The organism is Aerophototrophica crusticola (assembly GCF_012913305.1).
GTDB lineage: Bacteria > Pseudomonadota > Alphaproteobacteria > Azospirillales > Azospirillaceae > Niveispirillum > Niveispirillum crusticola.
The window spans coordinates 2,022,742-2,043,558 of record NZ_CP051775.1 but is presented as its reverse complement, the minus strand read 5'-3'; the positions used below and the strand labels follow the sequence as shown (position 1 = coordinate 2,043,558).

At 70.0% G+C, this 20,817-nt stretch carries 21 protein-coding genes; 8 read left to right on the top strand and 13 right to left on the bottom strand.

Annotated elements, in window-relative coordinates; all coding sequences use genetic code 11:
* Positions 1-11: 11 nt before the first annotated feature.
* Entirely contained in the window at positions 12-2,624 is a 2,613-nt protein-coding gene (locus HHL28_RS09930) for a glycosyltransferase (protein WP_075768585.1), read from the bottom strand.
* Positions 2,625-2,873: 249 nt separating this feature from the next.
* Between HHL28_RS09930 and HHL28_RS09925 the strand changes: the two genes are divergently transcribed.
* Positions 2,874-3,317, top strand: coding sequence for an HIT domain-containing protein (locus HHL28_RS09925; protein WP_075768586.1), 444 nt, complete (start codon positions 2,874-2,876; stop codon positions 3,315-3,317).
* A 134-nt stretch (positions 3,318-3,451) separates the two neighbouring features.
* Here the strand turns inward: HHL28_RS09925 and HHL28_RS09920 are convergent, their stop codons facing one another.
* A complete protein-coding gene (locus tag HHL28_RS09920; RefSeq protein WP_075769131.1) occupies positions 3,452-4,348 on the bottom strand; it encodes a LysR family transcriptional regulator in 897 nt (298 codons plus the stop codon).
* Between the two features lie 83 nt (positions 4,349-4,431).
* On the opposite strand from HHL28_RS09920, the gene HHL28_RS09915 reads away from it, so the two are divergent.
* Both HHL28_RS09915 and HHL28_RS09910 read left to right on the top strand, forming a co-directional pair.
* A complete protein-coding gene (locus HHL28_RS09915) occupies positions 4,432-5,646 on the top strand; it encodes a YbfB/YjiJ family MFS transporter (protein ID WP_083698703.1) in 1,215 nt (404 codons plus the stop codon).
* Positions 5,643-6,242, top strand: a complete 600-nt coding sequence (locus tag HHL28_RS09910) for a glutathione S-transferase family protein (RefSeq protein ID WP_075768588.1) — start codon at positions 5,643-5,645, stop codon at positions 6,240-6,242. The genes HHL28_RS09915 and HHL28_RS09910 overlap by 4 nt, the downstream gene beginning before the upstream one ends.
* 6 nt (positions 6,243-6,248) lie before the next feature.
* On the opposite strand, the gene HHL28_RS09905 is transcribed toward HHL28_RS09910, so the two are convergent.
* From HHL28_RS09905 to HHL28_RS09895, 3 genes are read right to left on the bottom strand one after another with little or no spacing between them, the layout of a single operon-like run.
* Entirely contained in the window at positions 6,249-7,208 is a 960-nt protein-coding gene (locus tag HHL28_RS09905) for a lipid II:glycine glycyltransferase FemX (protein ID WP_075768589.1), read from the bottom strand.
* 4 nt (positions 7,209-7,212) lie between these two features.
* Entirely contained in the window at positions 7,213-7,587 is a 375-nt protein-coding gene (locus HHL28_RS09900) for a HepT-like ribonuclease domain-containing protein (RefSeq protein ID WP_075768590.1), read from the bottom strand.
* The gene (locus tag HHL28_RS09895; RefSeq protein WP_404325500.1) at positions 7,568-7,882 is read right to left on the bottom strand and encodes a nucleotidyltransferase family protein; all 315 of its coding nucleotides are present in this window, start codon (positions 7,880-7,882) and stop codon (positions 7,568-7,570) included. Before HHL28_RS09895 ends, HHL28_RS09900 begins: the two co-directional genes overlap by 20 nt.
* A 91-nt stretch (positions 7,883-7,973) precedes the next feature.
* On the opposite strand from HHL28_RS09895, the gene epmA reads away from it, so the two are divergent.
* Positions 7,974-9,032 carry an EF-P lysine aminoacylase EpmA gene (epmA, locus tag HHL28_RS09890; protein WP_075768591.1) on the top strand — a complete coding sequence of 353 codons (1,059 nt, stop codon included), beginning with the start codon at positions 7,974-7,976 and terminating at the stop codon, positions 9,030-9,032.
* Here the strand turns inward: epmA and HHL28_RS09885 are convergent, their stop codons facing one another.
* The 3 genes from HHL28_RS09885 to HHL28_RS09875 all read right to left on the bottom strand — a co-directional run bounded on the left by HHL28_RS09885 (position 9,033) and on the right by HHL28_RS09875 (position 10,908).
* Positions 9,033-9,569 (bottom strand): hypothetical protein, encoded by a 537-nt coding sequence (locus HHL28_RS09885; RefSeq protein WP_075768592.1) that lies wholly within the window; start codon positions 9,567-9,569, stop codon positions 9,033-9,035. It abuts the gene before it with no gap.
* Positions 9,570-9,572: 3 nt separating this feature from the next.
* A complete protein-coding gene (locus tag HHL28_RS09880; RefSeq protein ID WP_075768593.1) occupies positions 9,573-10,154 on the bottom strand; it encodes a hypothetical protein in 582 nt (193 codons plus the stop codon).
* Positions 10,155-10,314: 160 nt separating this feature from the next.
* On the bottom strand, positions 10,315-10,908 hold the full coding sequence (locus HHL28_RS09875; RefSeq protein ID WP_075768594.1) for a hypothetical protein: 594 nt from the start codon (positions 10,906-10,908) through the stop codon (positions 10,315-10,317).
* Between the two features lie 134 nt (positions 10,909-11,042).
* Here HHL28_RS09875 and thrC point away from each other — a divergent pair, with 134 nt between their 5' ends.
* Genes thrC through HHL28_RS09860 form a run of 3 tightly spaced genes read left to right on the top strand, consistent with a single transcriptional unit; the run spans position 11,043 to position 14,332 of the window.
* On the top strand, positions 11,043-12,452 hold the full coding sequence (gene thrC / locus HHL28_RS09870; RefSeq protein ID WP_075768595.1) for a threonine synthase: 1,410 nt from the start codon (positions 11,043-11,045) through the stop codon (positions 12,450-12,452).
* Positions 12,449-13,720, top strand: a complete 1,272-nt coding sequence (locus HHL28_RS09865; protein WP_075768596.1) for a M16 family metallopeptidase — start codon at positions 12,449-12,451, stop codon at positions 13,718-13,720. The genes thrC and HHL28_RS09865 overlap by 4 nt, the downstream gene beginning before the upstream one ends.
* An 18-nt stretch (positions 13,721-13,738) precedes the next feature.
* Positions 13,739-14,332 carry a GNAT family N-acetyltransferase gene (locus HHL28_RS09860; RefSeq protein WP_075768597.1) on the top strand — a complete coding sequence of 198 codons (594 nt, stop codon included), beginning with the start codon at positions 13,739-13,741 and terminating at the stop codon, positions 14,330-14,332.
* A gap of 293 nt (positions 14,333-14,625) precedes the next feature.
* Here HHL28_RS09860 and HHL28_RS09855 read toward each other — a convergent pair whose 3' ends face one another.
* The 5 genes from HHL28_RS09855 to HHL28_RS09835 form a co-directional block, all read right to left on the bottom strand.
* Positions 14,626-16,734, bottom strand: a complete 2,109-nt coding sequence (locus HHL28_RS09855) for a multicopper oxidase family protein (RefSeq protein WP_083698706.1) — start codon at positions 16,732-16,734, stop codon at positions 14,626-14,628.
* Positions 16,735-16,972: 238 nt separating this feature from the next.
* On the bottom strand, positions 16,973-17,596 hold the full coding sequence (gene thiE, locus HHL28_RS09850; RefSeq protein WP_075768598.1) for a thiamine phosphate synthase: 624 nt from the start codon (positions 17,594-17,596) through the stop codon (positions 16,973-16,975).
* Between the two features lie 72 nt (positions 17,597-17,668).
* A complete protein-coding gene (locus HHL28_RS09845; protein ID WP_075768599.1) occupies positions 17,669-18,025 on the bottom strand; it encodes a hypothetical protein in 357 nt (118 codons plus the stop codon).
* Between the two features lie 113 nt (positions 18,026-18,138).
* Positions 18,139-19,068 (bottom strand): class I fructose-bisphosphate aldolase, encoded by a 930-nt coding sequence (locus HHL28_RS09840; RefSeq protein WP_075768600.1) that lies wholly within the window; start codon positions 19,066-19,068, stop codon positions 18,139-18,141.
* A 125-nt stretch (positions 19,069-19,193) separates the two neighbouring features.
* Positions 19,194-19,622, bottom strand: coding sequence for a beta/alpha barrel domain-containing protein (locus HHL28_RS09835; RefSeq protein WP_075768601.1), 429 nt, complete (start codon positions 19,620-19,622; stop codon positions 19,194-19,196).
* Between the two features lie 184 nt (positions 19,623-19,806).
* Here HHL28_RS09835 and HHL28_RS09830 point away from each other — a divergent pair, with 184 nt between their 5' ends.
* Complete coding sequence (locus HHL28_RS09830; RefSeq protein WP_404325496.1) at positions 19,807-20,817, top strand: efflux RND transporter periplasmic adaptor subunit; 1,011 nt, start codon at positions 19,807-19,809, stop codon at positions 20,815-20,817.

Here is a 20,817-nt window from a genome sequence, read left to right as displayed (position 1 = left end):
GACAACCACCCTCAATCCGCCCCCGCCGGGGCCGGGGCGGGCTCGTTGCCCTTGGGCATGGGCAGGGCGTTCATGGTGGCGACGGCCAGGGCGGCGATGTAGGGCAGGGACTGGACTACCAGCATCGTCGACCAGATGTAGGCGTCGCGGTTCTCCCCGCCCTCGATCCAGGCGACCAGGAAGGCGGTGACCCACAGGCCCAGCATCAGCACCACCTCTTCCCGGGCGTTCAGGAAGCCCTGCACCAGGGCCGGCTGGTTCTCCAGCTTGGGCGTGCGGACGAAGGGGCGCCCCTTGGTGAACAGGCCCTGCCAGACGGCGCGGCCCACCGTGTGGGTCAGGGCCATGCCGGCGATGGCGGCCATGACCTTGTCCACGAAGCGGCACTTCACCCGCGCCTCATACAGCCAGATGCCCACCAGCACCTTGAAGAAGAACACCATCAGGGTCGGCATGATGAAGACGGTGGGCGGGAACTCGAAATAGGCGGGCAGGGCCAGCAGGCCGATGGACCAGATGATGCCGCCGACGACGAAGGCCATGTGGGCCGCGTCGGCGAACCAGGGCAGCCAGCCCGTGACGAAATGGTACTTCTGGCCGAAGGTCAGCTTCTTGCCTGACGGCAGGAACTCCTTCCAGTGGCGCTTGATGATCTGCACCGCGCCATAGGCCCAGCGGAAGCGCTGGGTCTTGTAGCCGCCGAAGCTGTCGGGCACTAGGCCCTGGCCGAAGCTGTCCGGCATGTAGACGGATTCGTACCCCTCCTCGAACAGGCGCAGGCCCAGTTCCGCGTCCTCGCAGATGCACCACTCGGCCCACCAGCCCACGTCCTTCAGCACCTTGGTGCGGATGATGGTCATGGTGCCGTGTTGGATGATGGCGTTGCGCTCGTTCCGTTGCACCATGCCGATGTGGAAGAAGCCCTGGTATTCCCAGTTGATCATCCGGTGGAAAGGATGGTCGTTCCAGTCCCGGTAGTCCTGCGGGCTCTGGACGAAGGCGACCTTGGGGTTCTGGAAATAGGGGATGGTGCTGGTCAGCCAGTCCGGCGTGACCTGGTAGTCGCTGTCGATCACCGCCACCATCTCCGCGTCCTCCGCCGTGACGGCGAGGGCGAAGTTTAAAGCACCCGCCTTGTAGCCCGGCCACTTGGCCAGGTGGAAGAAGCGGAAGTTCGGCCCCAGCTTGGCGCAGTGCGCCTCCAGCGGCTTCCAGACCTCCTCGTCCTTGGTGTTGTTGTCGATGATCAACACCTCGAAGTTCGGGTAGGTCATGCGGGCCAGCGCGTTCATGGTCTCGATGACCATCTCCGGCGGCTCGTTGTAGCAGGGCACGTGGATGGAGATCTTGGGCGCGTAGCCCGGCGGCAGCTCCTTGACCGGGTTGAACTTGCGGCGCCAGCGCTGGGTCCAGACCACCTCCGTCAGTTCCAGCCCGTCGATCAGCATGACGGCCAGCAGGATCACCTGCGCCAGCATCAGGATGATGAAGGCGGTCAGCGACATGGGGCCCATGCCGGCGGTCATCGCCTCCGTCGCCGTCCAGACGAGGCCGGAGGCGACGGCCTGGATCAGGAAGCCGTAGAAGAGCTGGCCGCCGGGGCGGAGGTCGCTGCGCCGCAGCACGAACCAGAACAGGGGCAGGAAGGCCAGGGCCGTGGCGATTGCGCAGAGCACGGGCCAGCCCGGCACCTCGAACACGCTCCCCTCCATGGGGAACTTCATGTTCCGGTTGGCGTCCCAGATGCCCCAGTTGGCCTCCGCGTTGCCGCCGATGGCCCGCTTCCAGGGCTGGTCGAAGGCCTCCATGATGTAGAAGTCCCAGCGGTTCTCCCCCGCCAGGTTCAGGAAGCTGCGGATGAACTTGGCCTGGTTGACCAGGCTCGCCTCCGCCCCGCCGCGATAGGCGCCGTCGGACGGCCAGCCGGCCTCCCCGATCAGGATGTGCTTGTTGGGGAAGCGCTGCTTGATGCGGTTGTATTCCTGCAGCACCTGCTGCATGGCCTGCTCGATGGGCACCTTCTCCCAGTAGGGCAGCAGGTGGATGGTGATGTAGTCCACCGCGTCGGCCAGTTCCGGATGGTCATGCCAGACATAGGGCGGCTCCGCCGTGCTGACCGGCACGTCCACCTGGCGCTTCACCCGCTCGATATAATCGATGAGCTGGGGCACCTTCAGGTCGCCGCGGAACATCACCTCGTTGCCGACCATGACGCGGGTGACGTTCTTGTGGGTGCGGGCGAGGCGGACCAGGGCGTTGATCTCCTGCTCGTTCTCACCCAGGTTGCCGGACAGCCAGGCGCCGGCGGTCACGTCCAGCCGGTACTTGGCCCCCAGCTCGGGGATGGCCTCGAACCCGTTGAGGGTGGAGTAGCTGCGGATGGAGCGGACATAGGGCGCCACCACGGCCACGTCCCGCTCGATCTCCTCCCGGCTGGGGAAGCGCTTGTCGATGGGGCTCTGGTTTTCCTGGTAGGGGCTGAAGGCCACGCCGGCGATGGTGCCGGACCACAGTCGCTCCGGCATGGCCGGGCGGTTGGTCAACGCCCACGCCGCGATGTTGCCGAGCATGACCAGCAGCAGCACGGCCCAGGCGGAACCGCGCATGGTCAGGATCTTCCGCATTCTGTCTCAAGCCCCTTGGCGCACTCCACCGGGCAGCCCGCGCCCGGCACTGGCGTTATCTGGCAAGCCTTTTTGTTCTTTTCGTGAAGACCGCCCCGCCGCCATCGACCCGGCGGCCCTGCGTGGGGCGCAGGGCCGGACGGGCGGCGCGGCGGTCGGTCCCACGAAAGCATAGCGCAGGCCCCCCGCCATGGTACAGAGTCCCCCGGCGGCAGCCATGTCGGCGGCTATAACAACGGAAAGGCGCGGATGGACCGGGAGAAGGGCGCGGAAGCCGGCTTCGGGCTGCATCCCAGGCTGGCGGCGGACACGATCCCCGTGGGCGAGCTGGGGCTGAGCCGCGTGCTGCTGATGGACAACCGGCTGTTCCCCTGGCTAGTCCTGGTGCCGCGCCGGGCCGGGGCGGTGGAGCTGCACCGGCTGGACCCGGCCGACCGGGCCCTGCTGGTGGAAGAGATGGCCCGTGCTGCCGGGGCGCTGGAGGCCCTGTTCCCCTGCGACAAGGTGAACCTGGGCGCCCTGGGCAACCTGGTGCCGCAACTCCACGTCCATGTCATCGCCCGCCGCCACGACGACCCCGCCTGGCCTGGCCCGGTCTGGGGCAGCGGCCATGCCGAGCCCTATCCGGCGGGGGAGGGGCAGGCCGTAGCGGGCCGGGTGGCGGCGTGGCTGGGGTGCGGTAGGTCGGATTAGCGGAGCGTAATCCGACACGCCGCAGACGATCCCTTTCGTTCGTGAGCCGTCGGATTACGGGCTCCGCCCTAATCCGACCTACGAAAGCTGGCGGCAGTGGCCCCAGATGTGCCTGACCTCACCCTCACAGTCCATCACGCCGCCGCCCGCCGTTCCTCCCAGCCCAGGCGGGCGGTTTCGGTGAAGCGGGCCAGGGCGGCGGTCACCAGGGCGTCGCGGCGGCGGACCAGCACCGTGGGGGCGGTGGCGAAGGGCGCCGGTGCCGGGTGCAGGCGCAGGGCGCCGGCAAGGCGGGACCCCTCCGCCGCGGCGCGGGGCAGCAGGGCGATGCCGATGCCGGCGGCGACCCCGCCGATGATGCCCTCCAGCGTGCCGAATTCCAGCAGCCGCACATGCCGGGCGTTCAGGGCGGCCAGCATGGCCTCCAGCCGTTCCCGGTAGGCACAGCCGCGGCGGAAGCTGAGGGCGGCGAGGCTCGGCTGCTCCAGCAGGGCGGGCCAGGGGATGGCATTGGCGGCGGTGGCCACCACCATCTCTTCCACGCCCAGGGGCTCGGCGACCATGTCCGGGTGCTCCACCGGGCCGGCGACCAGGGCGGCGTCCAGCCGGTAGCCCGCCACCTCCCCCAGCAGCAGGCCAGTGGGGCCGGTGTGCAGGGTCAGCTCCACGTCCGGGTGGGCCCGGTGGAAGGCCATCAGCACGGCGGGCAGGCGGACGGCGGCCGTCGTCTCCATGCTGCCGATGGCCAGGGGGCCCCGGGGGGTGGCTGGGTCCATCAGGTCACGCAGGGCGGACCGGGCATCCGCCAGGGCGGCGGCCACCTTGCGGGCGTGGGGCAGCAGCACCTCCCCCGCCCGGGTGGGAACGACGCCGCGGCCGTTGCGGTGGAACAGGGGCACGCCGAGGGCGGCCTCCAGCGCGCGGATGCGGGCGGTGACGTTGGACTGGACACAGTGCAGCCGCCGGGCCGCGGCGGAGATGCCGCCTTCCTCCGCCACCGCGGCGAAGAAGGCCAGGTCGGTGCTGTCCATGACGCCACCCATCAGGATCAGTGAACGGAGATATCCTGAGGTTTCATTTTTCAAGATGTCAAGTCCGTGCCAGGATCGGGGCCATGGATAAGACGCCCTCCCGATCCATGGCCGTTCCCGTTGCCGCCGCCGCAGGGCAGGCGCCCGGCTGGCTGGCCCCGGCCCTGGCGGGGTTCGCGGCGACGCTGCTGGGGCTGGGCCTGGCCCGCTTCGCCTATACGCCGCTGCTGCCGGCCCTGGTGCAGGAAGGCTGGCTGACCTCATCGCAGGCCGCCTATCTGGGGGCGGCCAACCTGCTGGGGTACCTGGTCGGCGCGCTGGCGGCGGCGCCCCTGGGCGGGCGATTCGGGAACCGGGCGGTGCTGCGGGGGGCCATGGCCCTGGCGGCTCTGTCGCTGCTGGCCTGCGCCTGGAACGGCGGGCTGGTCTGGCTGAGCGTCTGGCGCATCGTCGCCGGGGCCACCGGCGCCGTGCTGATCGTGCTGGCCGGGCCAACGGTGGTGGCGCCGTTGCCCTTGGCGGTGAAGGCGCGGGCTATCGGCGTGGTCTTCACCGGGATCGGGGTGGGCGTGGTGCTGGCCGGGCTGGGCGTGCCGTTGCTGGCGGGGGCCGGCGTGTCCGCCGCCTGGCTGGTGGTGGGGGCGCTCGCCCTGCTGCTGACCCTGGCGGCATGGCCGCACTGGCCCGGGCCGGTGGCGCGTCCGGCGGGGGCGGGGGCGCCGGTGAAGGTGCGGTCGGCGCCTCTGTGGCTGTCAACCCTGGCCTATGCCGGGGATGGCATCGGCTATGTGCCGCACACCCTGTTCTTCGCCGACTTCGTGGCCCGCGGGCTGGGGCAGGGGGTGGCGGTCGGCGGCTATTATTGGGCCTTGTTTGGGGCAGGGGCCGCCTGCGGGGCCGTGTTCGGGGGATGGCTGGGGGCGAGGTTCGGCTTTCCCAAGGCCTTCGCCCTGCTGCTGACGGTGAAGGGGCTGGCCGTTGCGCTGCCGCTGGCCTCCACCACCGCACCGACGCTGGCCCTGTCCATCTTCGTCGCCGGGCTGCTGACGCCCGGCAGCGTGGCCGTGGCCTCCGGCGTCTCTGCCCTGCTGGCGGGGGCCGGGGGGCATGTGAGGGCCTGGGGGCGGATGACGGCGGCCTTCGCCCTGACCCAGGCCGTGGGCGGCTATGCCATGTCCGCCCTCTATGCCGCCACGGGGAGCCACAGGCCCCTGTTCGCCGTGGGCGCCGTGACGCTGCTGGCCGGTGCGGCCTGCGCCTGGGTGGCCCTGCGTTTCGCCAAGGAGGAGGTGCCATGAAGCTGTTCGTCAACAAACCGTCCCCCTATGCCCGCAAGGTGCTGGTCCTGCTGCATGAGAAGGGCGCCCTGGACCGGGTGGAGGTGGTCAACGCCGATCCCTGGGCCAACCCGGCCGACCTGCTGGCCGCCACACCCCTGGCCAAGGTGCCGGCCCTGGTGACGGATGAGGGCTGGGTGCTGCCGGAAAGCTGGGCCATCGCCGACTACCTTGACACGACCCTGCCCGGCCCGCGCCTGTTGCCCCAGGAGCCGGGGCCGCGGGGGCTGGAACTGCGCCTCGCCGCCCTGGGGCAGGGGGTGACCGACGCCGCCTTCAGCGCCGTGATCGAGGGGCGGCGGCCGGAGGGGGAGCGATCCCCCGGCTGGGTGGAACGGCAGAAGGCGGCCATCCTCCGCGCCTTGCCGGTGCTGGAGGGGGAGGTCGCTGCCCTGTCCGTCGGCTTCGGCCTGGGCGCGCTGACGGTGGCGGTGGCGCTGGACTATCTTGACTTCAGGCATGCCGCGCTGGCCTGGGGGGAGCGGGCGCCGGCCTTGCGGGAGTGGTTCGAGGGGGTGCGGGAGCGGCCGTCCATGCGGGCGACGGACCCGCGGTGAGGGGGGTCAGCGCCACACCCCCAACAGTTCCACCTCTTCCCCGCCCACGCCGCGCTTGAAGGCGGTGACGCCGGGGGCCTGGTCCGGCAGCAGGCCGCCCAGGTCCAACTGGGTGCGGCCCTGGGCCTTCAGCTCCAGGATGGCGCGCCAGAGCAGCAGGTTGTGGGCGCGGGTGCGGCGGCCCTCCGCGCCCGTCCAGCCCACCTGGTAGGTGGCGGCCTGCCCGTGGCCCAGGAACAGGACGCCGGCTACCGGCTCCCCGTCCTTGCAGGCGCGGAGCAGCAGGATGTCCCCGTCCCGGTGCAGGGCGGTGCGCAGGCGGGTCAGCAAAGGGGCGGAGGGGCCGCGGAATCCCTTGGCGGCCCGGTCCTTCAGATAATGCTCCGTCAGCCAGGAAAGCTGGCTCGAGCCGTCGCGGTCCACCTCCACCGCCAAGCCGGACCGTTCCGCCTGGCTCAGGGCGTTGCGCCATTTCTGGGCCAGGGCCTTGCGCAAGGTCGCTTCATCCGGGCGCAGGTCCAGCCAGAGGGTGCGGTAGCCGGGGCCCTTGTCCTGGCGCCAGCCGGCCCAACGCAGCAGGGCGCGGTTCTCCTCCGTGTCCGGCAGCTCCGGCACGATGGCGGTCCAGCGCAGGGGGCCGGTGGGGTAGCGCTGGCGGAGCTGCTTCATCACCAGGGCCAGGATGGCGGGTTTTTGCGCCGCGGGCAGCAGCAACGGCCCGCGGTGCAGCCGGGCGACGCGGGCCAGGCCGAAGGCCCGTTTCTCCATCACCACCACCAGGCCGATGGGCTTGTCCGCCAGCTCGATGAGGCCGAGGCGGGGGGTCCAGCCCTCCACCGTCCGCATGGCGACGGCATAGCCGAAGCACTGGGTCAGGGTGCTGCGGGGGACGGCCTTCAACAGGCTTTCCCACTCGGCCACGCGGCCCACGTCCCAAAGGATGCGGAGGTCTTCGGGGGTGGTCACGATGTCAGTCGGCCGCCGGGTCAGGACAGGCGTCGAGCATCCGGAAAAGGGCAGATTTCAGGTCCGGCAGCTCATCCGTGATGGTCTGATAGATGCGGGCGGGGTCGATGCCGTCATACTCGTGGATGACCTTGTTCCGCAGGTCCCCGATTACCCGCCAAGGGGCGCGGGTGTACAGGGCGGCCAAGTCGGCGGGGACATGCCGGGACGCCTCACCGATGATCTCGATGTTGCGGACGCAGGCATCGATTGTCTTCTGGTCCGCCAGGAAAGCGGCCAAGCCCATGCCCGCCGTATAATCCTGGATGCGGTTGATCGACCCCAGCATGTCCAGCAGCCGCTGGCGGATCCGGACGGGATCAGAAGACTTTGACGGCATCGCGCAGCACCCGATCCCGTATGCCGGGTTTCAAGCCGGTCGCCTCGACGACGTCGACCGGGCCTTGGAACAGGTCGGCCAGGAAGTGTTCCAGGCCGACAAGGTCGATCAAAGTCGGCCGGCGGCGCTCATCGAATTCCACGAGCAGGTCGATATCGCTGTCGGAGCCGGCCTCCCGCCGGGCGACGGAACCGAAGACGGACATGCCACGGACCTTGTAGCGGGCAAGCTCCGTCGCCCGCCTGTCCAGGGCGGTGCGGATCGTCTCGATGTTTGGCGGCATGGCGTGCTGCATGATGGACCCACCCGGCCTGCGTACGTCACCTATATGAACCTTGTCGCGCCGCATGGCAAACAGGGCCGTCACGATGGATGGAACAACGCCCATGCCCCCCACCACCCCCCGCCTGCCCTGGTGGCACCCGGATTCCCTAGCCCGTCGGCGGCCGCACCTGAAGGCCCGGCAGTCGGTGACGCGGGCCCTGCGGCACTGGTTCGAGGGGCAGGGGTTCGAGGAGGTGGAGACGCCGGCGCTGCAGATATCCCCCGGGCTGGAGGTGCACCTGATGGCCTTCGGCACGGAGCTGGTGGGGCCGCACCCGGAGGACCGGCGGCGGCTGTACCTGCACACCAGCCCCGAATTCAGCATGAAGAAGCTGCTGGCAGGCGGCGTGCCCCGGCTGTTCCAACTGGCCCACGTCTTCCGCAACGGGGAGCGGTCGCCAACCCACCATCCGGAGTTCAGCATGCTGGAGTGGTACCGGGCCGGCGCCGGGTACCGGGACCTGATGGAGGATTGTGTCGGCCTGGTCCGGGCGGCCTGCCGGGCCACGGGGGCGGAGCGGCTGACGGGGAGGCACGGCACCTGCGACCCGTTCGGGGAGTGGGAGGTGCTGACAGTGCAGGAGGCGTTCCAACGCCATGCGGGCATCGACCTGCTGGCCACGGCGCCGGACCCGCTGCGGCCCGACCGGGACCTTCTGGCGGCGGAGGCCGCGAGGGTTGGCATCCGCACGGCGGAGAGCGACACGTGGGAGGATCTGTTCTTCCGCATCGCGCTGGAGCGGATCGAGCCGCATCTTGGCTTTGGCCGGCCCACCTTCCTGGCGGACTACCCCGTTTCCATGGCCGCGCTGGCCCGCGCCAAGCCGGAGGACCCGCGGGTGGCGGAGCGGTTCGAGCTGTATGCCTGCGGGGTGGAGCTGGCCAACGCCTTCGGGGAGCTGACGGACGCGCAGGTGCAACGCCGCCGCTTCGAGGCGGACATGGCGGAAAAGGAGCGACTGTACGGGGAGCGCTACCCCATTGACGAGGAGTTCCTGGAGGCCCTGGCCCTGATGCCGGAGTCGGCTGGCATCGCGCTCGGCTTCGACCGGCTGGTCATGCTGGTGACCGGGGCGGCGGAGATCGACGACGTGCTGTGGGTGCCGGTGGCCAAGGCCTGATCAGGCGGCGGGCATGGCCGCGATGGGCTTCAGGCGGGGCAGGACCGAGGTGACGGTGTAGCCCTCCGACGGTGGGTATTTGCGGGCCACCTTGGCGCGCACCGCCTCCTCGCTGCTGGCCCAGATGCGGAACTTGCGTTCACCCTGCCAAGTGGGACCGCTACGGGGGTCGGGGATGCCGGCGGGGGCGAGGGGGGCGGCGACCAGGGCGATCCAGTCGGTGTCGCCCACCATCCGCCGCTCATCCAGCACGAACAGCCGGTTTTCCGGCCGGCCCATCTCCCGGATCTCCGCCTCCAGCCGGTCGCATTCCAGGGTGACGTCGCGCACCGCCAGCTTGGCCTGGCGCAGCTCCCGCTTCAGGCCAAGGCTTTCCCGCCCCGCCTTGCGCAGCCGCTCCACCTGGGCGATGCGCTTGGCCATCATGGCCTTGTAGCGGGCCTGGGCTTCCCGCACCTTGCGGACGGCCCGTTCCAGCGCGAAGGCCAGGGCGGCCCCCGCGATCATCAGCGCGACCAGGATCGGGGCGCTGAACATGGCTCAGGCCACCGGCTCGGCCGGGGCGTCCGCCGGCTGGTCGTTAAGCGGGCCGCCGGCCTCCAGCCGGATGTTCAGCAGGCTGAAGCCCAGGGGGAGGGGGTAAAGGCGTTGAAGGTCGCGGCGGGCGTCGCTCAGCGTGTCCGCCCAGATCTCCACCACCTGCGGGGTGGCCCACTCCACGTCCAGGGTGGGGTGGGACTTGCCCTCCCCTAGGGCCTGCTGGACCTGACGGTTGATGACCCAGGCGCGGAACCGGTAGTCGGTGGAATTCTCCCGCCCCACGACGCGGATGGGCGACTCCGCCTCCTTGCGCGAGTCCACCAGTTCCTTCTCCAGGGTGAAGCGCTTGCGGCGCAGGTTGGCCAGTTCGGCCTGGAGTTCGGTGATGCGGGCGCGCAGGTCGCTGCAACGGATGTCGAACTTGCTCTCGATCAGGGAACGGCGGGGCAGGGCCTGCTCCACCCAGCGCACTTCCGGCCGGCCCTCGATGACGGATTCCCCGATCTTGCCCACGAGGTAGGCGAAGATCCAGGCCGCCACCGCCAGGAGCCCGCCCAGGATCAGGGCGCTGCCATAGGTCATCGCCCGCCCACCCGCGACATGCCATGCCCCCCGAAATCGTGATGCGTCGCAAGATAGCACGCCCGGACGACGGGCCTAGGGGCAGATTTCGTTGCGGGCGCATGAAGTTATGCGGCGGACGAAAGGTTTTGTCCTTGCGCCCCGCGATCCGGTGCGGGTGTCAGCCCGCCGCGGACAGGAGCACGCCCAGCCGGCGCGCCTCCAGCAGGAAGCCGCGGGTCATCTGCACGATGTCCGTCCGCCAATAGAGCTGGGCCAGCGGGTCCATCAGGAAGTCCCGGGGCAGCATGGCATAGCAATAGACCTCCACCTGCCGCCGGTCATGGTCCCAGGGGTCCGCGGCGTCGCGCCAGCCGATGGTCCAGCCGGCATGGGCGGCCCCGGTCTGCCAGCGCTCGAACCGCGGGGCCATGGCGGTGGCGTCCACCAGCTCGCTCGCCGGGATGGTGTAGACGATGACGAAGCGCCAGACGTTGAGCTGCACCTTCATGGACAGCACCTCCCCCAGCGCCTTCACCCGGTACAGGGCGTCGGAGGCGCCGGGGACGTGGCGCAAGGTGACCTCCGCCTTGGCCACCTGCTCCAGCCGCTCCCCCAGCGGCTCCCCGGGGCGGCGCCAGTCGGGCTGGGGATAGTCCACGGACCGCAGCACCTCTGCCATGGGGCCGGTCAGGAAGGCGGTGGTCAGGCGGCGGGCCTCCTCCAGCCCCATGCTGCCGGTCTGGGGCGGGTGAAGGGCGGGGCTGTCGGGCATGCTCGGGTCTCCGGTCGATCGATGCCCCCTCAACCGGCATGGCGGCCCTGTCGTCGCGCCGGCCCTTGGGTTGCTTGCGCCCAAGGCCGGGGCGTCTGTAGGGTAGCGTCCGTTTCAGGACCAAGGTGGTTCGGGTGCAGTACATCAGCACGCGGGGCGCGGCCCCGACCCTGGCTTTCGATGACGTCCTGCTGGCAGGGCTGGCCCGTGACGGCGGCCTGTATGTGCCGGACACATGGCCCCGCTTCACGGCAGAGGAGCTGCGGTCCTTCCGCGGCCTGCCCTACGCGGAGCTGGCAGCGCGGGTGATGCTACCGTTCCTGGGCGGTCGGGTGGATGAGCAGGCGTTCCGCGCCCTGGTCCGCGACGCCTATGGCAGCTTCGCCCACAAGGCCGTGGTGCCGCTGGTGCAGCTGGATGAGCGCACCTGGGTGATGGAGCTGTTCCACGGGCCGACCCTGGCCTTCAAGGATGTGGCGCTGCAACTGCTGGGCCGGCTGTTCGACCATGTGCTGGGCCAGCGGGGGGAGCGGGTGACCGTGGTGGGCGCCACGTCCGGCGACACCGGCTCTGCCGCCATCGAGGCCTGCCGCGACCGGGAGCGGGTGGACATCGTCATACTGCACCCCCACAACCGGACCAGCGCCGTGCAGCGCCGCCAGATGACGACGGTGCTGTCGCCCAACGTGTCCAACGTGGCCCTGCAAGGCACCTTCGACGACGCCCAGGACGCCGTGAAGGCCATGTTCAACGACCAGCCCTTCCGGGACGGGCTGAACCTGTCGGCCGTGAACTCCATCAACTGGGCCCGGATCATGGCCCAGATCGTGTACTACGTGGCCGCCGGCGTCGCCCTGGGCGCGCCGGACCGGGAGGTGGCCTTCGCCGTGCCCACCGGGAATTTCGGCAATGTCTACGCCGCCTATGCCGCCCGGGCCATGGGGCTGCCGGTGGCCAAGCTGGTGGTCGGCACCAACAGCAACGACATCCTGGCCCGCTTCTTCCAGTCCGGCACCATGTGGGCCAACGGGGTCACCCCCACCATCAGCCCCAGCATGGACATCCAGGTTTCCAGCAACTTCGAGCGGCTGCTGTTCGACCTGATGGACCGGGACGGGGCCGCCACGGCCCAGGTGATGGCGGAGTTCCGGGCCACCGGGCGCTTTGCCGTCAGCCAGGGCCAGCTTGCCCGGGCGCTGGCCCTGTTCGAGGGGCACCGCTGCGGTGAGGCGGAGACCATGGAGACCATGGCTTCCACTTACCGCGAAACGGGCTACATGCTTGATCCGCATACCGCGGTCGGGCTCCACGCCGCCCGGTCCGCCAAACTGGACCCCGGCATCCCCGTGGTCGCCCTGGCCTGTGCCCACCCGGCCAAGTTCCCGGACGCGGTGGAGCAGGCGACCGGCGTCCGCCCCGGCCTGCCGCGGCACCTGTCCGACCTGTTCGAGCGTGAGGAACGCCTGTCCGTGCTGCCCAATGACATCGACGTGTTGAAAGACTTCGTCCGCGCCCGTTCCCGCGTCGCCGCAGGTGTCGCATGAGCAAGGGGAGCGCCGGCATCCGCGTCACCACCCTGCCCAACGGGCTGCGGGTCGCCACCGACTTCATGCCCCATGTGGAGACGGTGACGGTGGGCGTGTGGATCGGCGTGGGCAGCCGGCATGAGCCGCAGGATGCCAACGGCATCGCCCACCTGGTGGAGCACATGCTGTTCAAGGGCACGCCCACCCGCGACGCCTTCCGCATCAGCGCGGAGATCGAGGATGTGGGCGGCCACCTGAACGCCTATACGGGGCGGGAACACACCACCTATTACGCCAAGGTGCTGAAGCAGGATTTGGCCTTGGCACTTGGCGTGCTGGCGGACATGGTGCAGCACGCCAAGTTCGATCCGGAAGACCTGGAGAAGGAGCGCCAGGTCATCATCCAGGAGATCGGGCAGGTGGAGGACACCCCCGACGACATCATCTACGACCACTTCGTCAGCGCCGCCTTCCCCGGCCAGATGCTGGGCCGCCCGATCCTGGGCACGGCGGAGGTGGTGGGCAGCACCCCGCGGGACGGGCTGGTGGACTATGTCCGCAGCCGCTACGTGCCGGCCAACATGGTGGTCTCCGCCGCCGGCCATGTGGACCATGACCGGCTGGTGGAACTGGTGACCCTGCTGTTCACCGACCTGCCCGCCGGCGACCTTCGTGGGGCGGAGCAGGCCACCTATCGCGGCGGCGACTTCCGGGAGGACCGGGACCTGGAGCAGATGCACCTGGTCCTGGGCTTCAACGGCGTGGGCAGCCACGACAAGGACCTCTATTCCGCCTCCGTCCTCTCCACCCTGCTCGGCGGGGGCATGTCGTCCCGGCTGTTCCAGGAGGTGCGGGAAAAGCGCGGCCTGGTCTACAGCGTGCACAGCTTCACCTGGTCCATGTCCGACAGTGGCGTGTTCGGCATCTACGCCGGCACCGACCCGGAGCGGGCGGGCGAGCTGGTCCCCGTCATCTGCGGCGAGGTGGCCAAGCTGGCCGGCAGCCTGACGGAGGAAGAGGTGGCGCGGGCACGGGCACAGATGAAGGCGAGCCAGCTGATGGGACTGGAGAGCACCACCAACCGGGCGGAGGCCTTGGGCGCCCAGCTGCTGGTCTATGGCCGGCCGATCCCCACGGGGGAGGTGATCCAGCGCATCGACGCGGTGGATCTGGACGCCGTGCGCGCCTGTGCCGACCGGCTGTTCGGCAGCACGCCCACCGTGGCCGCCCTGGGCCCGCTGGAGGCGCTGGAGCCCTATGAAGCCACCGTGGCGCGGCTGGGCTGAGGGAGGGAAGCGCTGGACATGCCGATCCGCCTGATCCCCGAGGGGCTGTTGAGCCCGCCGGCCATGCGGCTGGACGGGGAGCGGGTCTATGTCCGCCCGCCCCAGCCCAAGGACTGGAAGAGCTGGGCCGACGTGCGGGAGGCCAGCCGCGACTTCCTGGTGCCGTGGGAGCCCACCTGGCCCACCGATGCCCTGACCCGCGACAGCTTCCTGCGCCGGGTGCGCCGGCAGGCGGCGGAGTGGCGGGAGGACGAGGCCTATGCCTTCCTGGTGTTCGAGCAGGGCAGCGGCAACGTGGTGGGCGGCGTGGGCCTGACCAACATCCGCCGCGGCGTGGCCCAGATGGGCACCATGGGCTATTGGGTCGGCAAGGCCTATGCCCGCCACGGCTATACCAGCGAGGCGGCGCGGCTGGTCCTGGGCTTCGCCTTCGGCCAGCTGGGCCTGCATCGGGTGGAGGCGGCGTGCCTTCCCACCAACGCGCCCAGCCGGGGCCTGCTGGAGAAGGTGGGCTTCCGCGAGGAAGGCTATGCCCGCGCCTATCTGCGCATCGACGGCAAATGGGCCGACCACGTGCTGTACGCCATCCTGCGGGACGATTGGCGGGAGTGAGGGGGGCAACCCCGTTCGTCACCGTGTGAGCTGAAGCCGAACATCACCGCGGCGTCCCCTCCCCCAAAGGGGGAGGGACAGGGAGAGGGGTTGGGCCCTCTCCGAAAAAGTACCCCTGCGTAACCGGTCCTGCTGTCCTGATCGCACCACCCCTCTCCCTGTCCCTCTCCCCCTGGGAGAGGGGACGGGACGGTGCCGTTCGGCCAAGCCGTGAACCTTGGTTTGTCGACATCGGCAAAGGAAAGGCCGGCCAGGGTCGCCCTCGGCCGGCCTGAAATCAGTGCGACGGCATCTCAATGGTGGCCGTGGCTGGCGCCGCCCTGGCCGTCGGGGAGGACGATCTGGACGTTCTGCATCATGCCCTGGTCCTCATGGTCCAGGATGTGGCAGTGCAGGACGAACTGGCCGATATAGCGCTGGTACCGGGTGCGCACCTTGATGACGTACTTGTAGTCCTCCGCCGTCTGACCCTCGGCGACGGTCGAAGGCAGCAGGCTCTTGACGAACAGCGTGTCCTTCCAGACGCCGATGAGGTTGTTGTACTGCGGGTCGAAGTCCTTGGGCTGGTCGGAGCGGATGACGGCGTTGGTCGTCTTGTCCACGGTGAAGTTGTCCACCGTGCTGCCCTTGCCCAGGGCCACGCGCTGGCCGCCCTTCGGCTTCGGGCTCTCGATGCTGACGATCTGGAACGGGTTGACGTGGATGTGGAAGGGGTGGCCGACGAAATCGGAGCTGAGTGTCCACTCATCCACCGCGCCCAGCACCAGGGTGCGGTCCATCCGGCCGGGGGCATAGGGCTTGCCGTTCACCTCGAAGAAGGCGGCGCCCTGCTGGGTCACGTTGATGTTGAAGACCAGCTCCTGCGTGCCCGTCACCTCCTTGTCGGTGATGGTGGCGTGGGGGATGAACTTGGTCAGCAGGATGTCGGTCTTGCCGCGGTCGCGGTTGTAGGTCAGGTCCGCAACCACCTGGGCCTGGGCGTCGGTGGTGATGTTCACCTTGGCCGCGGCCACGAGCTGGTCGGCGATGGCCTTGATGATGCCGCCCTCGGGGATGGGGGCGGTGCCGGCCTTCACGTCGGCCATGCCCAGCAGGCGCCGGCTGGGGGCGCTGCCGGACAGGGTGGCGGTGGGCGGGGCGCTGGTGTCCAGCACGCAGTACCGGCCCTCGCTGGGGAAGGTGACCAGCGCGTCCCAGCGGTAGCCGGGCTGGAGCGTGGCGATGGAGGTCTGGATGGCCTGCTGGGTGGTCAGCCCGTCCGCGGCCACCAGCACATATTCCACCGGGTCGCCGCCGCAGTTCTTCTGGATCCAGGCGTCGTTGTTCACCGCCGTCAGGCTGCGCAGGTCGGTGGGCAGGGCGCTGGTGTCGCCGGCGAACTTGCGGATCTCCAGCGAGATGGTGTCGCGCACGCCGGCATGGACCATGCGCCAGCGCTCCACCTGGCCCACGGCGGTCTCGGCGATGGTGGGCAGGATGCGGCCGTTCACGCTGGTGTAGCGGCCGGACTTGGCCCAGGCGCCCGGGGCGAACAGGTCGTAATTGTTGATTTCCCCCACGCTGCCGGCCGGGCAGGCATAGGTGCCGTCCGGGTTGGTGAGGATGGTGCCCGAGGCGTCGCGGCAGGCGTACTGGATCTGCTGGAAGACCAGGACGCGCTCCTGGAACTTCTGGTCCTTGGTGGGCTTCAGCAGCACGTCCAGGTCGCCGTTGGCATCCTTGGTGGGCTGGCGGTTGCCGCGGACGATCAGCGCGCCGGCCATGCCGCTGGACACCTGCAGCGCCGTGGAGCCGTGCCGGTGCGGGTGGTACCAGAAGGTGCCCGCCGGGTGGTCGGGCGGCACGTTGTACTCGTACTGGAACGAGACCTTCGGGTTGATGGAGATCAGGACGTTGTCGCCATTGCCCGCCGGGTTCACCCACAGGCCGTGGGCGTGCATGTTGGTGCCGTTGAAGCAGTTGGGCGTGTTGGCGCTGCCGCCGGCCTCCTCGCAGGTGCTGTCGGGGGGCAGGTCGTTGTGCAGGGTCATGCGGACGGTCTCGCCCGGCATGATCTCAATGGTGGGGCCGACGAAGGGGGCGTCCTTGCTGGTGCCGGTGCCCACGAAGCCCCGCAGCTTCACCTTGTCCGGCTTGCCCGTGGAGGGGTTGGCGATCTCCCCCTCAATGTACTTGACCCGAAGGTCCAGCACCGCCTCATCCGCCAGGGCCGGGGCATCCTTGGGCAGGGCGAACAGGGTCTTGGCCGTGGCGGTGCCGCGGAAGATCTCCGCCTTGGGCGGGTCCTTCAGGGGTTGCAGCACCTCTTGCGCCAGTGCCGGCGGGGCCGCACCCAGCAGCAACAGGCCTGCCAGGGGCGCCAGCCGGCGCGCGGGCAAGCGGGGGGCGTTCGGATCGGGCATGGGGCCTCCGTCTTCGACGAATCCGGGGATGGAGACCCGCGGCCGGTCCGCCGCGGGCCGGGCAAAGGCGGGGAGCGAAAGGGTACCTGCGCGTGCTGGTGCGACGGCAGGCTCCCCCGATCCTGCCGGTGGTGCCACGGCAAGGCGACGCGGCGCCCGAAGTTATATGACGGGCGCCCCTAACTCACAAGGATTACCTACTCGCAATACGGGAGTTTTAGATAGGGGCGGGGTTGGCTCAGCGGGCCATCAGGGCGTTGAACGCTTTCACCGCCGCGGCAGGGCCGTCCGGGTGGTTCCAGACACCGCCACAGACGGCCAGGAAATCCGCCCCGGCGTCCACCAGCACCGCGGCATTGTCCACGGTGATGCCGCCAATGGCGACGCAGGGGACCTCCATCATCTCCTGCCACCAAGTCAGCAGTTCAGGCTCCGCCTTGGCCTTGGGCTCCTTGGTGCTGGTGGGGAAGAAGGCGCCGAAGGCCACGTAATCCGCCCCTTCCTCCCCCGCCACCATGGCCAGGTGGCGGCTGTCATGGCAGGTGACGCCGACGATGGCGTCCTTGCCCATGACCCGCCGCGCGTCGCGGAAGGGCATATCGTCCTGGCCCACATGCACCCCGTCGCAGCCGGTCGCCGCCGCCAGGTCCGGCCGGTCGTTCAGGATCAGGGCCACGTCGCGGGACTGCACCACCGGGCGCAGCACCTCCACCGCCCGGCGCACGGCATCGTCCGACGCGTCCTTGAGGCGAAGCTGGACGCAGGCCACGTCGCCAGCGTCCAGCGCCGCGGCCAGGGTGGGGGCGAAGGCCTGGGGGTCGAGGGTCGGCGGGGTGATCAGGTAGAGGCGGCAGTCGGCCATGGGGACCCGGGTGGGGGAGGGGGCAGGGACCCGGACCCTGTCGCATCCCGGCAGGCCGGGGTCAAGCCCGTGTCAGCGCGGGCCGACCGCGGCGATCTTGGTGGGGATCAGGGCGGCGAGGATGCGGCTCTGGTCATCCAGCCGCTTGGCCTGGGCCTCAAGCGTGCCGTCGATGCGGGCGAGCTGCCGCAGGACGGATTGCTGACCTTCCTCCAGCCGCTCGACCTTGGCGGTGAGCTGCTGCTGCCCAACTTCGAGCCGCTCAACCCTACCGGCAAGGTGCTGCTGCCCGGCTTCCAGGCGCTGCTGCCCGGCTTCCAGGCGCTGCTGCCCGGTTTCCAAGTTCCCGATACGGCCGTCCTGCCGCTGGAACAGCTCCAGGATCAGGTCCAGCCTCTTCAGAATCTCGGTGCCTTGATCCGGCGACATGGACCACCCCGCGGCGCGCTACCCCGTTCGCACATAAACTAGCACGAGAAAAGCCGCCGAGCCAAGGGCCCGGCGGCTTCGCGTCCTGAAATCAGGCGTTGGGGAAGGAGGGGTTATTCCTTGCCCTGGTAGATGCGCACCAGCTTGTCCAGCAGGGCCAGCGCATCCTCACGGCTGCGCTGGAAGGCGTTGCGGCCGATGATGGAACCGTTGCCGCCGCCGTCGCGGATGGCGCGGGCATCCTCGAACACCGCGTCCTCGCCCTTGGCGGCGCCGCCGGAGAAGACCACGATGCGGCGGCCGTTGAAGCTCGCCTGCATGACGTGCTTCACGCGGTCGGCCAGGGTCTCCCGCGGGACGTTGGTCGACTCATAGATCTTGCGCGCCTCATCCTGCTCCAGGTCGGCGGTGGGCAGCTTGACCTTGATGATGTGGGCGCCCAGCAGGGCCGCCATGTGCGCGGCATAGGCGGCCACGTCCAGCGCCAGCTCGCCCGTCTTGCTGATGGCGCCGCCGCGCGGGTAGGACCAGATCACCGTGGCGATGCCCTTGGACTTCGCCTCACGCGACAGCTCCCGGATCTCCTCGAACTGGCCGAACATGGCGTCGGAGCCCGGGTAGATGGTGAAGCCGATGGCCGAGCAGCCCAGGCGCAGGGCGTCGTCGATGCTGGCGGTGACGGCCTGGTCCGCGCCTTCCTTCAGCCGGGACAGGCTGTTGGAGCTGTTCATCTTCAGGATCAACGGGATAGAACCGGCGAAGGTGCCGGCCCCGGCCTCCAGCGGGCCCAGCGGGGCCGCGTAGGCGGACAGGCCGGCGTCGATGGCCAGCTGGTAGTGGTAGTGCGGGTCGTAAGCCGGGGTGTTGACGCCGAAGCTACGGGCGGGCCCGTGCTCGAAGCCTTGGTCAACGGGCAGGATCACCAGCTTGCCGGTGCCGCCCAGGCGGCCTTCCATCAGGATGCGGGCGAGGTTCGCCTTGGTGCCGGGATTGTCGCTCTCATAGAAGGAGAGGATTTCCTTGACGCGGCGGGTCAGCTTCATGTCGGCTTCTTCCCTAGCTTCTGGTCCGGCCCAAGGGCGGCCGGACGGGCGGATGGCGGCTTGAATAGCCCAGCGCATCCCGCATTGCAACGGAGCGGGACGGCAATGTAACGGAAGCGCGACCGTTACAAGCTTTTGGAATCAATCGATTGGATGATGGCCTGCCGAATGGATGCGTCACCCTTGCGCAGGCCGCGTAGGTCGGTTGCCGCTTCCGGCGGACGGATGACCTGCCCGCCAAGTTGCACGGCCATGGCGTGGAGTTTCTCCAGCGTCCCCGGAGGCCCGGAAAAGGCCAGGGCGCGCACCCCTTCCCGCAGTGCCCCCATCACGGCACCGGCGGAGTCGCCGCAGTCCAGCAGGGTGGTGAACGGCAGGTCGGGGAATTCCGCGCGGAGGTCGTCGGTCAGCGCCCGCCACCAGCCGGCGCCCGCGAAGCTGGCCGCCCCGGGGTCGCTCACCAGCAGCACGGGAACGCCTGCGGCCTGAGCCACGGAGAGGATGGCGCGGCCGTCGGGCAGGGAGCGGAGGCGGAAGGCGGGGTGGTGCGGCAAGGCGGTGGGGCGATCTGGTGGGGCTTGGCCCCGGACAGTCGGCCGGGTGCGGCGGAAAGGCAAGGGGGCTGCCTTGCGGGTGACATCGCCGCGCCCCGCTCGTTGCCATGGTTGAGGCGGGTCAAGGCGGGGCGGGCCGCGGCGTGGGAGGCTGGTCCGGTCCCGGAACGGTGGAGGGCGGAGCGTGCGCCGCGGTCTGATGGGATTGGGGGTGGCGGTCGTCGCGGGCATGGCGGCGCTGGGCTGGCACCTTTCCGGCGGGACGGCACCGCAGGTGCATACGGCCGCCGTGACGGTGGGGCCGGTGGTGCAGGCCGTCTATGCCAACGGGACGGTGGAACCGGTCACCTGGGCCCAGGTCCGCCCCATCCAGGCCGCACGCATCGTGGAGGTGGCGGCGCGCGAGGGGGACCGGGTGGAGGCGGGGCAGGTGCTGGCCCGGCTGGACCCCACGGACCAGTTGGCAACCCTCACCAGCCTCCAGGCCAACGCCAAGTTCCTGGAGTCCGAGCTGGGGCGGCAGCGGCAGCTCGCCCAGCGGGGCATCGCCGCGCCCCAGGCCCTGGAACGGGCGCAGAGCCAGCTCGACCAGGCCCGCGCCCAGGTGGAGGCGCAGCGGCAGAAGCTGGAGAACTATGTGCTGCGGGCGCCCATCGGCGGGATGGTGCTGCGCCGGGACGGGGAGCTGGGGGAGATCGCCCGGCCGGACGCCGCCATGTACTGGGTGGGCCAGCCCAGCCCCCTGTGGGCCGTGGTGGAGGTGGATGAGGAGGACATCCCCCTGGTCAAGGTCGGCCAGCGCTCCCTGATCAAGGCCGACGCCTTCCCGGACAAGGTGCCGGAGGGCACGGTGGCGCAGATCACGCCCAAGGGCGACCCGGTGAACAAGAGCTACCGGGTGCGCATCGGCCTGCCGGAGGACACGCCGCTGCGCATCGGCATGACGGTGGAGGCCAACATCATCGTCCGCACCGCCGACAAGGTGCTGCTGGTGCCGGACACGGCGCTGGTGTCCGGCGGGGAAGGGCAGGTGGTGTTCGTGGTGGAGGGCGGTGCCGCCCGCTCCCGCCCCGTGGACGTGGGCGTGGTGGGGGAGAAGGCGGAGATCCGGGGCGGCCTGCGGGAGGGGGAGACGGTCATCACCAACCCGCCCGCCGGCCTGGCCGACGGGGCCGCGGTGCGGGCGGGGGGCTGA